Annotated in this window: 13 protein-coding genes and 1 tRNA gene; 7 read left to right on the top strand and 7 right to left on the bottom strand. The window is 44.5% G+C overall.

Translation table 11 applies throughout. The features are described from left to right. Positions 1 to 88: 88 nt before the first annotated feature. The 3 genes from ABD960_RS20865 to ABD960_RS20855 all read left to right on the top strand — a co-directional run bounded on the left by ABD960_RS20865 (position 89) and on the right by ABD960_RS20855 (position 2,550). Positions 89 to 649, top strand: coding sequence for a Crp/Fnr family transcriptional regulator (locus ABD960_RS20865; protein WP_345334436.1), 561 nt, complete (start codon positions 89 to 91; stop codon positions 647 to 649). Positions 650 to 725: 76 nt separating this feature from the next. After that, positions 726 to 1,634: an NmrA family NAD(P)-binding protein gene (locus ABD960_RS20860; protein WP_345334434.1), complete on the top strand. Its 909-nt coding sequence runs from the start codon at positions 726 to 728 to the stop codon at positions 1,632 to 1,634. A gap of 1 nt (position 1,635) precedes the next feature. Then, on the top strand, positions 1,636 to 2,550 hold the full coding sequence (locus ABD960_RS20855) for an alpha/beta fold hydrolase (protein ID WP_345334432.1): 915 nt from the start codon (positions 1,636 to 1,638) through the stop codon (positions 2,548 to 2,550). A 687-nt stretch (positions 2,551 to 3,237) separates the two neighbouring features. Here the strand turns inward: ABD960_RS20855 and ABD960_RS20850 are convergent. Further along, positions 3,238 to 3,325, bottom strand: a tRNA-Ser gene (locus ABD960_RS20850). 283 nt (positions 3,326 to 3,608) lie between these two features. Here ABD960_RS20850 and ABD960_RS20845 point away from each other — a divergent pair. Beyond that, on the top strand, positions 3,609 to 4,580 hold the full coding sequence (locus tag ABD960_RS20845) for a polyprenyl synthetase family protein (RefSeq protein WP_345334430.1): 972 nt from the start codon (positions 3,609 to 3,611) through the stop codon (positions 4,578 to 4,580). Further along, positions 4,580 to 5,632, top strand: a complete 1,053-nt coding sequence (locus tag ABD960_RS20840) for a TerC/Alx family metal homeostasis membrane protein (protein WP_345334428.1) — start codon at positions 4,580 to 4,582, stop codon at positions 5,630 to 5,632. The genes ABD960_RS20845 and ABD960_RS20840 overlap by 1 nt, the downstream gene beginning before the upstream one ends. Positions 5,633 to 5,678: 46 nt before the next feature. On the opposite strand, the gene ABD960_RS20835 is transcribed toward ABD960_RS20840, so the two are convergent. Continuing rightward, complete coding sequence (locus ABD960_RS20835; RefSeq protein ID WP_345334426.1) at positions 5,679 to 6,095, bottom strand: hypothetical protein; 417 nt, start codon at positions 6,093 to 6,095, stop codon at positions 5,679 to 5,681. A 119-nt stretch (positions 6,096 to 6,214) separates the two neighbouring features. Between ABD960_RS20835 and ABD960_RS20830 the strand changes: the two genes are divergently transcribed. Together ABD960_RS20830 and ABD960_RS20825 are read left to right on the top strand one after the other, a co-directional pair. Further along, entirely contained in the window at positions 6,215 to 7,258 is a 1,044-nt protein-coding gene (locus ABD960_RS20830) for a carboxypeptidase-like regulatory domain-containing protein (RefSeq protein WP_345334424.1), read from the top strand. A gap of 83 nt (positions 7,259 to 7,341) precedes the next feature. Beyond that, the gene (locus ABD960_RS20825) at positions 7,342 to 7,560 is read left to right on the top strand and encodes a hypothetical protein (protein WP_345334422.1); all 219 of its coding nucleotides are present in this window, start codon (positions 7,342 to 7,344) and stop codon (positions 7,558 to 7,560) included. Positions 7,561 to 7,590: 30 nt separating this feature from the next. Here ABD960_RS20825 and ABD960_RS20820 read toward each other — a convergent pair whose 3' ends face one another. Genes ABD960_RS20820 through ABD960_RS20800 form a run of 5 tightly spaced genes read right to left on the bottom strand, consistent with a single transcriptional unit; the run spans position 7,591 to position 14,355 of the window. Next, positions 7,591 to 9,924 (bottom strand): tetratricopeptide repeat protein, encoded by a 2,334-nt coding sequence (locus ABD960_RS20820; protein ID WP_345334420.1) that lies wholly within the window; start codon positions 9,922 to 9,924, stop codon positions 7,591 to 7,593. Between the two features lie 36 nt (positions 9,925 to 9,960). Further along, positions 9,961 to 11,301, bottom strand: coding sequence for an acetylxylan esterase (locus tag ABD960_RS20815; RefSeq protein ID WP_345334418.1), 1,341 nt, complete (start codon positions 11,299 to 11,301; stop codon positions 9,961 to 9,963). A 2-nt stretch (positions 11,302 to 11,303) separates the two neighbouring features. Then, positions 11,304 to 12,125 carry a hypothetical protein gene (locus ABD960_RS20810; RefSeq protein WP_345334416.1) on the bottom strand — a complete coding sequence of 274 codons (822 nt, stop codon included), beginning with the start codon at positions 12,123 to 12,125 and terminating at the stop codon, positions 11,304 to 11,306. Between the two features lie 17 nt (positions 12,126 to 12,142). Beyond that, positions 12,143 to 12,994: a hypothetical protein gene (locus ABD960_RS20805; protein ID WP_345334414.1), complete on the bottom strand. Its 852-nt coding sequence runs from the start codon at positions 12,992 to 12,994 to the stop codon at positions 12,143 to 12,145. 14 nt (positions 12,995 to 13,008) lie between these two features. Continuing rightward, complete coding sequence (locus ABD960_RS20800) at positions 13,009 to 14,355, bottom strand: acetylxylan esterase (protein ID WP_345334412.1); 1,347 nt, start codon at positions 14,353 to 14,355, stop codon at positions 13,009 to 13,011. Between the last annotated feature and the right edge of the window lie 297 nt (positions 14,356 to 14,652).

Here is a 14,652-nt window from a genome sequence, read left to right as displayed (position 1 = left end):
TTTAAGCATTTTTACTCCAATTGCTTTTACCGCCTTGTGATTAATCCTGATAGCACTTGTTTATTACTATATTGCTGGCATAAACGCCATGCAGGAGTTAAAAGATTATTTACGCTCAACCGTGATGATGACCGAAGAGGATATGCAAACTATACTCGGTTATTTTGCACCGAAATGGATAAGCAAAGGACAATTGCTGTTAAAACGCGGACAGGTGGCCAGGCATTATTATTTCCTAAAAAGCGGGGCATTGCGCTTTTATTACGACCAGGACCGCGAACTTACCGCGTGGATCGTTCAGCCCGGAGAGTTTTTCACCGAAATTTCCAGCCTGAACCCGGAGCTGCCCACGCGATTTAACATTGAGGCCGTTGAAAACGCGGAGCTGTATTGCATCAGCAAAACAGATATGGAAATGCTTTACAAACAATTATCCGCCTGGCAGGAGTTTGGCCGTAAAACATGGGAAGGAATGGCCATCCGCATGATTGATGAGATCATCCGCTTCCAAACCATGACGGTGGAGGAACGTTACCTGGAATTTTTGAAAAAGCCGGGCTTTATGCAACTCATATCCGTAAAGCAAATGGCTTCATACCTTGGTATTACCCCAAACGCCTTAAGCCGCATCCGCAAAAATTTACGCTAACCTCCATTAACTACCAAATGGTAGTTCCGCGCGTATTGTTACCTCGTAGTTTTGTATCACAAATACTCTAAAAACTATGAATAACATTATTTTAATAGCAGGAGCCACCGGCGATCTAGGTGGCAAAATATGTAAACATCTGCTCAACAAAGGAACCGCCGTAAAGGCTGTAGTAAGAAAAGAGAGTGACGAAGCCAAGGTTAATGAGCTTCGTAACTCAGGCGTTGAAATTGTTACTGCTGATTTTGCTGACGAGGCTGCCCTATCCGATGCATGCAAAGGTGTTTCGTGCATAGTATCGGCACTGGCAGGCCTGCGCGATGTAATTGTGACGGCGCAAAGCCAATTATTAACGGCCGCCATACGTGCAGGCGTACCGAGGTTCATTCCGTCAGACTTTTGTACGGACTTTACCCGGCTTGAAACAGGCGATAACCGTAATTTCGATCTTCGCAGGGAGTTCCAAGATATAGTTGATGCGAGCGAAATAAAAGTCACTTCTATTTTTAATGGCGCGTTCGCCCACGTATTGCAATACAATATGCCCTTGCTTGGCACTAAAAATAACACCATTACTTATTATACGGGTAAAGCCGACTGGCAGATCGATTTTACAACTATAGATAATACAGCTGCTTATACCGCAGCCGCTGCATTGGATGATAACTCGCCGCGTTTTCTGCGTATTGCCGGCTTCAGGGTAAGCCCAAATGAGCTGGCAGAACTGGCCGGGCGCGTATTTGGTAAAGAGTTTGAATTAAGTGAACAGGGCTCACTCGAACAATTTGCATCTTATATACAAACCGTACGAAGCCAAAATCCGGAAGGCGAAAACCAGTTATACCCGCAATGGCAGCAGATGCAATACTTATACAGCATGTTCGCGGCACATCACAACGCGCTTGATAATGACCGCTATCCTGATATAGACTGGCAACCAGCCGAAGAAACACTTAAACAAATCAAAAATCAATCGCCCGCGTAAAATGGAAACGATATATCAAGATGAACAATTGATCAAGAACTGGCCGGGCTTCTCCAACCATCAAATTGAGGTAAACGGCACGCGGCTGCATTATGTAGATGGTGGCACCGGGCCGGTGTTAATTTGTCTGCCCGGCTGGCCGCAAACCTGGTATTCTTACCATTCTGTAGCGCCCGAGTTAGCAGCCAAATTCCGTGTAATTGTGATTGATATTCGTGGCATGGGCAGTTCAGCAACACCGGCATCCGGTTACGATAAGAAAACAATGGCTGCCGATGTTTATGAGCTGATGCTGAAACTCGGCATTACCAAAGCGAATATTTTGGGGCATGACATTGGCGGGATGGTAGCCGCCAGCCTGGCACATAACTATCCGGACGTTGTTGAATGCCTGATACTGGCAGATGGCCTGCATCCCGACGAAGGCATGATGCAGATGAAGCTAATGCCGCCTTCGGGAACTTTTGGCGAGAAGATAGACAACCAACAGCCTTATACCTGGTGGATGAGTTTTAACCAGGTAAAAGAATTGCCCGAGAAGTTGCTGGAAGGCCGGTTCCGCTACCTGCTCGACTGGCTTTTTAACTACGTAATGGTTGATGATAGCATGATGACCGATTTTGACCGGAATGTTTATGCGGTAGTTTATAATCAACCCGAGCGGATACGCGCATCCAATGCCTGGTACCAGGCTTTTAACCAGGATATTGAAGACGCTAAAACTTATTCAAAGTTGGATATGCCGCTATTGGGTTTGGCCAGCAATGTATCTTTCGGCTATTACCAATATGCTTTACCCGTTATTGCAAATCAATATAAACTATCGCACCTGGAAAACACCGGGCATTATATGTTTGAAGAAAACCCGGACGCCGTTATTGACGCGATTACTGATTTTTTGAAAGCAGGCACTTAGCGGTTTAAAAAACGATAAAACCGAAGCCATCAAGATAGATACCCTTCTCCGCTGATTTAAAACGAGAAACACTCAAAGGCCGCTTCCTTTAAAATTCCGGCTTTTAAGTGTTTATTGTTTTGGTGGGTTATAATCATCAAGATGGTCAACCCTTAAAGCAATGCCTGATTCATTAACTTTTAAGTAATCTATATGATATTGACTATCAGTATTACACTCAGTATTTCCGTCATTTTTGATAGAAATATTGTAGAATACGGCCAAAGATCATCGCTCGATTAGATGGCTGGAAGGGATATACATGACAAAGAAAGTTTGGCCCTATCGTTTACAAAAAGGCCTGGCTACATTCTATAATGTGTTTGAAGGGTAGACGCTCTTTCAGGAGTTTAGCTAAAAGATGTCTCCGCACAGTAGTTTTGGAGAGGGGGCAGCCTTTCAGGTTTGAAGTTGTACTTACAACGAAAGCTCAATGCGAAAGTCGGTGTATTGATATATGCAGGAATTGAAAACTTCGCTACAATCTGCGGTGAAAGGTGTACACACACTGGGCTACTAACTAAATAATATGATAGGCTTTTGTGCTCAGTGTTTTCATAATTGCTACCAAATTTGCTACCAATACACATCTGGTCAGTCAAAAACGCCAATGAGGTGACCAAATAGGCATTTTATACTTTTAAGTTGCGGAGAGGGAGGGATTCGAACCCTCGATACGCTTTTGACGTATACACACTTTCCAGGCGTGCTCTTTCGACCACTCAGACACCTCTCCGTTTTCTAATTGCAGGCAACAAAGGTAATATTATTATAAGCATGTTTAAATAAAAAAGCGAAACCGACCATTAACCGATTTCGCTCCGCTCTATAAACATAAAAGTAAACTAATTCAAACCCACTATATCCTCGTTCGCTTTGTTTGATCGTTGTTCCGCAAAAAAGTTTAATCACTATCTAAATTTTTTTTCCGCCTGATGCATATCGCTTATTTTTAGCTTATGTTTGCCTGCTGGTAGGCTATGCTATCGTTTTAATTATACATCTGTACAAAAGTTTGAATGCCCGGCATTAACGAAATAAAAAGACCTATCGCTGCCGATATTGACGCGTTTGAGGCCAAGTTTAAAGCATCTATGCAAAGCTCGGTGCCCCTGCTTGACCGTATAACCCATTACATCGTAAAGCGCAAAGGCAAGCAGATACGTCCTATGTTCGTTTTTTTCTCGGCCAGCATTTGCGGCGGCATCAACGAGAGTACCCATCGTGGCGCGGCATTGGTTGAGCTTTTGCACACCGCTACATTAGTGCATGATGATGTGGTTGATAACTCCTACCAGCGCCGGGGTTTTTTCTCCATCAACGCTTTATGGAAAAACAAGATCGCCGTTTTGGTGGGCGATTACCTGCTTTCAAAAGGACTACTCCTCTCAATTGATAACGATGATTTTAAGTTGCTCAAAATCGTATCTGAAGCAGTAAAGCAAATGAGCGAGGGCGAACTTTTGCAGGTTGAAAAGGTGCGGCGTATGGATGTGGATGAACCGGTTTATTATGAGGTGATCCGCCAAAAAACGGCCTCGCTGATAGCTGCATGCTGTGCCTGTGGCGCGGCCTCGGCAGGGGCAAGCGACGAGGTGGTTAAAAAAATGCACGACTTTGGCGAGAACATCGGTATAGCTTTCCAGATTAAGGATGATATGTTTGATTTTGGCACCGATGATGTGGGCAAACCCCTCGGCATTGATATTAAGGAGAAAAAAGTAACCCTGCCGCTGATATACGCGCTCAAAAACGCGGAGCCATCGCAAAAAAAGCGGATGATGAGCCTGGTGAAGAACCATAACGACGAGCCGGAGAAAATAATGCAGATAATTGCGTTTGTAAAACAGGCCGGCGGACTGGAGTATGCCGAAACGCAAATGAAAATATACCAGGAAAAGGCGTTTGATATACTCCGTACCTTCCCCGAAGGCGACGCCCGCACCGGTTTGGAACAATTAGTGCGCTACACCACCGAAAGAAACAAATAATGGCAAACGAGCTTATTTTTATTGTTGGCTTTATAATTTTCATAGGGCTGATGCTTGCTATTGACCTTGGCCTGTTCGCAAAAAAGAACAAACCGGTAAGCGCACGCGAAGCCGCCATTATGAGCGGTGTCTGGATAATTTTGGCGCTGGGCTTTTACTGGCTGATCACCCAATACGGGCACCTGCTGCATGGCATTGAAAATTTTGCCGAATTACAAAAAAAGAACCTTGAAAACGCGCACAAACTAAAATTAAATCCCGCTGATTTTGAGGGCAGCCTTGCCCTATACTGCAAAAATCTGGGGCTTGAATTTATAACAGGCTATGTGGTAGAGTACGCCCTTTCTGTAGATAATATTTTTGTAATGGTGCTCATATTTTCGGCATTTGGCGTAGAGGAGCGTTATTATCATAAAGTGCTGCTGTGGGGCATTTTAGGCGCGGTGGCAATGCGTTTCGCCTTTATATTTTTAGGGGCTACGCTGATAGAGAACTTCCATTGGATATTGTATATTTTCGGCGCGTTTCTGATCTACACGGGCATTACGATGTTTATCAACCGCAATCAGGAAGAAAAGATAGACCCGAAGAACCATAAGGTAGTAAAATTCGCGTCAAGGTTTTTTGGCATACACCCACAGTTTGAGGGCGGCCGATTTTTTGTAAAGCGCGACGGCAAACGGCTGCTCACCCCCCTATTTCTGGTATTACTGATCATTGAATTTACAGATGTTATATTCGCGGTCGACTCCATCCCGGCGATATTTTCAGTTACCAAAGACCCATACATCGTTTTCTTCTCCAACATATTTGCCATACTGGGTTTGCGCTCCATGTTCTTTTTGCTGGTGAACATTATTGATAAGTTTCACTATCTTAAAGTTGGCCTGGCCGCGCTGCTGGTATTTATCGGCATTAAAATGCTTGCCGGGCATTATTTCGAAGAATGGGGATTTGATACCGTGCACTCGCTGTTTGTTATAGTTGGGATATTGATGGTGAGTATTGTAGCATCGCTGATGTTCCCTAAAAAACAGGTGGCCCATAAATAAAAATGCCCCGCTTTCGCGGAGCATTTTTATTTAAACTATCTTTTAGTTACGGCACTGAATCGATCAAAACAATCTTGATAGACACATCGCCAGGTTGTGAAATGTCATCATTTGTGTAATCTGATAATTGAGCATCTAACTGAATAGCTCGGGGAACATAAGACATGCTATATGCTATGCCGTTATAAACCTGCGGTATTTGTTCGTAAACACCGTTGTCAAAACTGGCGTAAACCAGCACACCTCCGTTGTCGTGAATATATTCGTCAAGCTGATTCACACCTAAAGTTGCGGACCAAGTTTTAGCGCCTGTTTGCTGGTCAGTTTTTAATACCCAGTCACTGGCTCTTACCTCTCTAAAAACCGTTTGATTAGGCTGTATAACTTCTGTAACTTCTTTTTTGCATGATGATGCCAATAGTACTATGCTGAACAGCAGTGCGAGGGTCAAAATTCTTTTCATATTGTAAAGTGTTTATATGGGTAAGAACAATCGGCACACAAAAGGTTTAACGCTTTACCGCAAAATTTATTTGCAGATGGTAAATTGTTAGCTATCTTTATAACTAAATAATTAGTTAAATGCGTTTTTGGCTGCTCTTTTTTCTGCTTCTGCCACTAAGCAGCATAGCCCAACACAAAATCAGCGGACGGGTTCTTAATGCAATTGATAATAAGCCTATTAATAATGCCAGCGTTTTGCTTAATAACACTACTATTGGTACGGCAAGCAGTGCCGATGGTACCTTTACCTTGCAAAATGTTAAAGGCGGTAAGTACGAACTGATTATCTCGTCTGTGGGTTATGAAACTTACATGAGCAGTGTATTTATTGAAAATAACTATGCTGAGCTAAAAACCGTAAAGCTGCTGCCTAAATCCATCGTGCTGTCAGAAGTTAATGTGCGGCCGGATGCTGACTGGTTTGCCCGGTATGATGTTTTTAAGCGGGAATTTTTAGGTTCATCCAAACTGGCATCTAAATGCAAAATACTCAACCCGGAAATACTTAATTTGGAATACAGCAAAAACAAACACGTATTAAAGGCCACTACTGATGACTTTTTGATCATCGAAAACAGTGAGTTAGGCTATCGCATTAAATATCTGCTACAGGAGTTTAATTTCGATCAGAGCCATAGAATGCTTTTTTATGGCGGCTCCACTTTGTTTGAAGATATGAAGGGCACACCATCGCAAAAAAAGAAATGGAAAAAAAACCGGTTAAAGGCATACCTGGGTTCGCAGGTGCACTTTTTAAGGTCGGCCATTGGCAACCGTTTGGCCGATGAAAACTTTGAAGTACTCAGGCTGGTACGTGATACCTCTAACAGAAAAGGGATTTTCAGCCGTATCCAATATCTCGTAAAACAACCTTTACAGGTAACCGATTATATTAAGCATACCGACCAGCGTACGCTGTTTGCCTTGCAGTTTAAAGATTGCCTGTATGTAATGTATAAAAAACGCCGCAACACCGAGGCCAACGCTTTTGCCATGAACCTAAAAGAGGCGCCGAAACACGAGGCATCCATCGATCCGCACAGTGTGATAAACGAGGGCATATGGGCCACCCAACGGGTTGCCGAACTTTTACCCGTAAATTATGAGCCGCCGATTGATTAAAATAAATGCTCTAAAAAGTATAATTTCAGCAATTTATTTTCTCATTATCAGCGCCTATACTTATCTTTACACCCTCGTAATTAATGAAGCGATTTGCAAAATACCTTTTCTTTCTGGCGGTAGCTTTTTTAAGCATATTGCTGTGTGTGGTTTTCTATCGCGATCACCCGGATGTGCAGGCAGTATTTTATATACCGGCAGTAAATGTGTTGCTGTATTCGTTAATTGCTGATAACCTTTTCCCCTACAAAAACGTTACCGACCGCAAGCGTATGATAGCGCGCGCTCGTCAGGAATTTTAATCAGATTTTTGCTTTTGAACTATTGACAGCTTAGTTGCAATACTTACGTATGGCATCATACGCTTCTTTAAGCCCCAGCTCGCCTGATTTGCTCAGGTCAAGGCAGCCGCTGTCTTTTTCCTTTTGCGCTATGCGTGCCAGGCCACGCAGGTAGTAAGCTTGCTTGTCGCGATCGTTAAAGGTTAATGCCGTATTATAATCGGCAATGGCATCCACATAGTTGCGCAATCGGGCTTTAGCCTCGCCCCTGCGAATGTAGGCCTGTTTCAAATTATCCTGCAAGCGGAGTGCCTCGGTATAATCCTGTATAGCCCCGCGCGAATCTTTAAGCGCGAATTTAGCAATGCCCCTTTGCAAATATGCCGACGCGTTTTGCTCGTTCAGATCAATGGCTGTATTACAATCCTTTACAGCGGCTATTGAGTCGCGCAGGTTTAAGCGGGCTTTTGATCGTTCAATATAGATATTCTCATTTTGCGGCTCAATTTTAAAAGCTGTATTAAAATCATCAAAACAACCAGCGGTATCAGCCAGCAGGCTTTTTATTATACCGCGCATCATGTAAGCCTTAATGTTACGAGGGGCTTTTTCAATGGCCAAACTGTAATAATCCAAAGCGCCCTGGTACTCTTTCTGCTCCATTTTAGCGCCGCCCAGCAGCAGGTAATTCTCAGGCGCGGGGTTAAGCTGTATGGCATGGTTCAAATCAATCCAGCCACCCTCGCTATCACGGTCGCGCAGTTTTTCTAAACCACGGTTACCGTATGCCTCGGCAAAATTACTATCAATAGCTATCGCCTTATCAAAATCAAGCAACGCCACCCGTGATCCATCCAGATGACTGCGGGTAATACCTCTTTGCAGGTAAAAAAACTTGTTTTTCGGATTGATCGTGATACCGGCGTTATACAATTTAAGCGCTCCGTTGTAATCGCTTAGCTTATCTTTTGCTATACCTAAATTGAGTATAGCCTGTTCATTTTTAGGGTTAAGCTCCAACGCTTTCTCATAATCGAGCATGGCCGCCTTGTTATTACCGGCTCCGGCTTTGGCATCGCCCCGCTTGGTGTAAATATCCGTACGGCCGGGGTTGATGGCCAATATTTTGTCGTAATCCTTTATCGCTTCGGCATACCGGCCCATGTCAACCTTAAGGTCGGCGCGGGTATTGTAGGCGGTTTCACTTTGCGGATTCAGCTCAAGCGCCTTGTTAATATCTTCCAGCGCGGCAGTGGTGTCCTTTAGGTAATACTTAGCCTTACCACGCAGTGCAAATAGATTATCATTCTTTGGGCTGTACAGCAAGCCACTATCGGCATCCATCACCGCGGCCTCGTACCGCTGACTATCCACATGCAGATATGCGCGGTTGAGATAAGCCTCGGCATATTTAGGGTTAAGGCGGATGGCCCGGTTAATATCCTCCATGGCCGAATCAGCCTGGCTTAAATTTTTGTACGCTATGCCCCTGTACAAATATAGCTCGGCATTTACCGGGTTAAGCTCAATAGCTTTGGTATAATCGGCAACGGCGCCTTTATTATCGGCACTATTGCTGCGGGCATTGCCCAGATAATGGTACAGGTCCGTAAGCTTTGGGTTTAACTTAATGGCCATGTTATAATCATCAATTGCGCCTTTATTATCATTTATATTGCTTTTTGCATTGCCGCGATAATAAAACGCTTCGGCATTGCGTGGGTTAAGTTGCAGGGCCTTGTCAAAGTCAGCTATCGCCCCCCTGAAATCAGCCAGGTTACTTTTTGCGTTGGCGCGATAATAATATACATCGGCATTACGCGGGTTAAGCTTGATGGATTGCGTATAGTCAGCCACGGCGCCGTTATAATCGCGGATGTTGGCACGGGCCACGCCTCGGTACTCAAACAGCTCGTACTTTTTAGGGTTAATGCCGATGGCGCGGGTAAAATCGGTAATGGCGCCGGCATTATCGCCAATATTCAGTTTGGCATTTGCGCGGTAATGAAAAATATCAGCATTACGGCTGTTTTGCAGCGCAGCCTTGTCAAAATCGACGATCGCTTCTTTGAATTGTTTGAGGTTGCTCTTCGCATTGGCCCGATAGAAATAAGCGTTCGGGTAATTGTCCTTCAGTTCTATCACCGAGGTAAAATCATCTATAGCGGCCTTAAAGTTTTGCATGTTGCCATTGGCATTGGCCCGGTAAAAGTAAGCATTGATGTTTTTCGGATTTACCTCTATGGCTTTGGTGAACTCCTCAACCGCGCCCTGCTGGTTACCGGCATTGGCCTTGGCATTACCGCGCTGCACATAAGCATTACTCGTTTGAGCGAAAGCGAAGGGAGCATACACAAATAACAGCAACAATAAACAATATCTCATATATGATGCAAAACCTGTTTAGGTGATACAATAGTCTTAAAAAATTCCGAATTCATCCATCATCCAGTTACTTAAATAAGTAAATAACGATGGGGGTACCTCATGCGCCAATTCAGGGTAAACAAACACTTTGGGGTTCGATTTAATATTGTTGAGCATGGTATACTCATTATATGGGGGCGCCAGGTTATCCAGCAAACTCACCCCTATAAGCGCCTTACAATTCAAATTGCCCGAAAAATTTTTCAAATCATAATAATCTAGGTTATTCAGCAGCTTGTTAAGCGGGAGGTATTTGTCTTTACTATATTTCACTATGGCGCTCATTGGCCAGTCGGGATTGCCCTGCAGCGCCCTGAAATCGCAAAACACGGGGTTGTTGGCCGAGCATAGCTTAATGCGCTTATCCAAACTACAGGTAACAATACTTAAATAACCACCCATACTACCGCCTGAGCAAATGATGTTGGTTGAATCAAGTTCCGGGCGTGAGCATATAAAATCAACCGCGCGGATGCAATCCATTATCGCGCCGCGGTAAATGTATTTCTTTTTATTTTCGATGTCGGTAGTCAGGTAACCATCCTTAGTGGGGTGAACAATATCACGGCTGTTACCCTGCCCGCGTACGTTGAACGAGAGAATAGCCAGTTCTGAATTGCCGAATATCGGCTTAACGCCCGTTCCGCCATACCCCGGCAGTACCAGCCACACCGGTAGCTTTTTACCGGCTTTCAGGTTTTTAGGCATAGTAAGCCAGCCACGCACTTTAAGGTTACCTAATGATTGTGCTTCAACCAAATAAACACTCGTGCCGCCCTGTGCCATATCGGGCTGCTCGGTTATTTTAAAGTTGGGTTTAACGGCATTAAGTTCCGCACGGGCATCCGACCAAAAATCATCAAAATCAACAGGACGAGGGGCTGTCGATTTTATCTCCTTCGTGTTAAAGCCATAAACGCGGCGCAGCGTATCGTCATACTCGGTAACGTTGATCATGAATGATACTTTGTAGAAACCCGGATCCTTTTGCTGCGGCAACGTGAATGAGTATTTACCGTTGGCGTGTTTGCCCAGCTTTACCGGCATTGATTTGGAGCCAAGCTCCTTATTCTTTAAATCAGTTACCAGATAGCTCAGCGTACCTTCCTGTACCACATTGTATGAATTATGTATCTTCAGCTCATACTCTACTTTTTCGCCGGATTGAAAAATGCCTTCTTTCTTTTTAGGCGATGCTTCAAACGTAAATTCGCCTTCCTGCTCGGCACCACTGCCGTGCTCCTCATCCTGCTGCAAAAAACTGCTCACGGCGCAAAAAGCTTGTGTTGCCACAAGCATCAATACCGCCGTAAATAGTATCCTGACTTTATACATTATTAAAACTTAGTAATTACAGATAACGAAAACGTAGTGCCCTTACCTGTTGACCGCCCCACCAGAAACTGGTTAACACCCGCGAAAAACGATAATTTAGGGTTAACGATGTACGCATAGCTGAATGAGCCCTGCGTGTACGAAAAATCTTTGTTCAGCACCAGGTTCTCATCCAGTGTTTTATTGATACTGGTTGAGTAATTGCCCGATACGCCTAACGCTACCTGGTTATGTTTGTCAAAATTCAAACCAAAAGCGCCGGTATAACGCACCTGGAATGGGCCCGCATTTTGAAAATACTGGCGGCCGCCTACTTCAAGGTTCATGTAATAATTTTTTGAGCCGATCTTTCCGCTGCCGGAACCAATGGCCCTTACCTCAGCACCACCTGATGAAAAGCCCAGGCTGTTGTTGCTGTAGAGTGGCGCTATAGCCATACCCTGTACAGCGAAATAATATTTAAAATTGATGTTGGTGAGATAATACCTAACGCCAAACTCCATATCGCCCAAGCCCTGTGAAGTTGCTGCCGGCAGGTCCTGCTGTTTAAACTCGTTGATGATGTAAGGTAATGATACCACACCGGTTAGCCTGCGGGTTATACCATATTCGCCATAAAGCGATAACGAGCGCGACTCGAAATATCCGCCTTGGTCATAACCGCCCAGCTTGCCACCTTTGTCCCACAATTGCGATGCCCTGAAGTAGCTTGCCGTTACGGATACCAGATAGTTGCCTTTTTTAACCGGCCATCCGCCCGCCAGTACTGTAACCGGCAAAGCGGCTATCATTAATGCAATGGCTGTTTTGTAAAATGTATTCATCTTAAACTCTATATCTTTTATCTTAAATAATCAGCGTGATGTTTGCCATAGTAAGGCAGTTTCATGGATGCCGATAATGAGGCACCATAACCCTGGCCGGTATTACGGCCGGTAAAAATGTAAAAGCCGCTCAAATTCATGGTAAAGCGCTTTGAAAAGGTATGCCCGAAACCTGCCGTAGCACGCTGATAGGCATAATTACGAGCCGCGAAGGCATTAAGCGTAAGTCCCTTGTCATCGCTTTGCGAATAGATACCACCATAACCGAAATTTAGCTGATTAGCATCGTCGAGCTTAAAGCCAAGCAGGCCATCCCAGGTTAGCTGGCGGGGGGCGTTGTTGCCAAAATACTGACCTCCACCCAGGTCAACATTATAATACGTTTTTTTACCTAACGGACCGGAGTTTGACAACCTAGCCACCATGCCTGTATTACCCAGGCCAAATACTTTGGTATTGGTATTTTTATAAAGCGGAGCAACGCCGCCCACATAAAGCGTAATGTAATTGGCGTAATTAAAGTGTTTAAGCACACCACTCAAACCCAGTTGCAGATCGCCGGCGCCACTTTGATGGAAAGTGCCGAATTGGTTAGTAGTAGTTTGGTATGATGCGGGCAGGGTAGCTATCAAATCTAACCCACGGCTTAATCCGTAAGCCGCGAAAACTCCCAGCGACTGCGCCTGGAAACTGCCATCAATATTTTCGAGCTTACCTGCGTTGTTCCAGCCCTTATCAGCCTTGTAGAACGATATAGTGGTTGATATTACATAATGCCTTTTGCCTACCGGCCAGCCAGCCCTTGCCGGGATAGCCTGCATTAGGGTTATAAGCAATACACTTAAAAGTATCTTTATCTTGATTTTCATTCCGGCTCAGGTTATTAAGGCAGTAAAAAATATTCGCGCAGCCACTGGTATTGAAAGCGATAGTAATTACCATCAACCTCGTGGCCTTTATCCGGCGTTACCCATAATTCCTTCTTCTGTGTGGCCAGCCGGTTGTACATGGCTATGCTGCAGCTTGGCGGACACAGTTCATCCAGTAAACCAATACCCATCAGCACGGGGCAGCGCACCATGCCTGCAAAGTTCAGCGGATCAAAATAATCCCAGGTTTTAAAGAGGCGCTGTTCGGTAAAGCCGGTTTTTTGACTTACATAATTGTTCATGTACCAAACCGGGGTTTGCACATTAGGGTGCATGGCTTTTGATATGCGCACGGCGTTATGAATATCACTGTACAGCGGTACCTCAGTGGTTACCAGTTTTATACGCTTATCCAGCGCGGCCACCACAATAGCTAAAGCACCACCCTGGCTGCCGCCGTCAATAGATATACGTGAGGTATCCAGCCCCATATCCTGGTGCGAGGCAATAAAATCAACCCCGCGCAAGCAATCCATATATACCGCGCGGTACACGTAGTTGTTCCGGTCGCCGATGTTGTAGAGGTTATATTGTATACCCTTGGTGTTAATGGCATCCTTGCTGTTGCCATTGCCACGCACGTTTATGGAGAATACCGCGAAATCATCTTCCATCATGCTGGGCTCCATGGTAACCAGGTAGCCGGGCACGCGGTAGCGTACCGGTAATTTTTTAGGACGGTTTTTAGGGATGGTCAACCAGCCTCGGATCAAGGCGTTGTTCCATGAACGCATCTCTACTAAATAAACGGTGATCTTGGGGGTCGACAGATCCTTGCGCTCCAGCACCCGGTACTTTGGCGGCACCTTGCTTAACGAGTCGCGCGTTTTTTGCCAGAACGATACAAAATCAGCCGGGCGGTTATTCTCCGCTACGATCTGATCCGGCCTTACACCAAAAACACGGCGTACGGTATCATCATATAAGGAAAGATTGAAACGAAAACTTAGTTCATAGAACCCAGGCGTTTTAGCAGGTATTTTAAAACTAAGCTTTTTACTGCCACCCGGGCCTATTTTTACTTTTACCGAATCAGTAGATACATGTTTACCGTAGTCGGTTTTAAGCTCATAGCTTACTTTACCTTCCTGAACTTCTTTATAAGTACTTTTAACTTTAATATCGTAAGCTACCTCGGCCGGATCGTTAAAGATAGCATTCCTGATTTTAGGTTTGATATCCAGAAAAACTTCACCTTCCGCCTCACCGCCTTCTTCGTGTTCAGGGGTTTGGCTGTAAGCGGCTACAGGCAGAGCTACACTCATGCATATAGCGAAAATAAAAGTTAAAATTTTATTCATCAGGGCCTGAAAAATCAATAGTTGATAACTTAAACCTTAGGGCAGCAATACCAGCTAAGCATATTTTTACCCACAATAGGGAAAAAATTACCCAATACCCCATATTGTAGAGCAGTATTTGAGCGGTGTGGTTTATCTCGCTGTTATTAAAACAACTTAACCACAGCCACTTTTCCTGCTTTAAATATTAAGTATTAATTAACCGCTATTTGCAATAAATGTTAAGAGGCAAAATCGATACCAACTTAGCCGTAAATAACTGACTTAGGGGACTATGCCATATACGGAAGGCTATAA

Origin of the sequence: Mucilaginibacter defluvii (genome assembly GCF_039543225.1) — a bacterium.
GTDB classification, from domain to species: domain Bacteria; phylum Bacteroidota; class Bacteroidia; order Sphingobacteriales; family Sphingobacteriaceae; genus Mucilaginibacter; species Mucilaginibacter defluvii.
The sequence above is the reverse complement of the archived record's forward strand: the minus strand, read 5'-3'. Positions and strand labels throughout refer to the sequence as shown.

What these genes read in the sequence shown, in the direction of transcription:
- ABD960_RS20840 (WP_345334428.1), top strand. Translation starts at nt 4,580, where the DNA reads ATGGCAAACGAGCTTATTTTTATTGTTGGCTTTATAATTTTCATAGGG.
- ABD960_RS20855 (WP_345334432.1), top strand. Translation starts at nt 1,636, where the DNA reads ATGGAAACGATATATCAAGATGAACAATTGATCAAGAACTGGCCGGGC.
- ABD960_RS20835 (WP_345334426.1), bottom strand. Translation starts at nt 6,095, where the DNA reads ATGAAAAGAATTTTGACCCTCGCACTGCTGTTCAGCATAGTACTATTG.
- ABD960_RS20800 (WP_345334412.1), bottom strand. Translation starts at nt 14,355, where the DNA reads ATGAATAAAATTTTAACTTTTATTTTCGCTATATGCATGAGTGTAGCT.
- ABD960_RS20865 (WP_345334436.1), top strand. Translation starts at nt 89, where the DNA reads ATGCAGGAGTTAAAAGATTATTTACGCTCAACCGTGATGATGACCGAA.
- ABD960_RS20810 (WP_345334416.1), bottom strand. Translation starts at nt 12,125, where the DNA reads ATGAATACATTTTACAAAACAGCCATTGCATTAATGATAGCCGCTTTG.
- ABD960_RS20820 (WP_345334420.1), bottom strand. Translation starts at nt 9,924, where the DNA reads ATGAGATATTGTTTATTGTTGCTGTTATTTGTGTATGCTCCCTTCGCT.
- ABD960_RS20805 (WP_345334414.1), bottom strand. Translation starts at nt 12,994, where the DNA reads ATGAAAATCAAGATAAAGATACTTTTAAGTGTATTGCTTATAACCCTA.
- ABD960_RS20815 (WP_345334418.1), bottom strand. Translation starts at nt 11,301, where the DNA reads ATGTATAAAGTCAGGATACTATTTACGGCGGTATTGATGCTTGTGGCA.
- ABD960_RS20845 (WP_345334430.1), top strand. Translation starts at nt 3,609, where the DNA reads ATGCCCGGCATTAACGAAATAAAAAGACCTATCGCTGCCGATATTGAC.
- ABD960_RS20825 (WP_345334422.1), top strand. Translation starts at nt 7,342, where the DNA reads ATGAAGCGATTTGCAAAATACCTTTTCTTTCTGGCGGTAGCTTTTTTA.
- ABD960_RS20860 (WP_345334434.1), top strand. Translation starts at nt 726, where the DNA reads ATGAATAACATTATTTTAATAGCAGGAGCCACCGGCGATCTAGGTGGC.
- ABD960_RS20830 (WP_345334424.1), top strand. Translation starts at nt 6,215, where the DNA reads ATGCGTTTTTGGCTGCTCTTTTTTCTGCTTCTGCCACTAAGCAGCATA.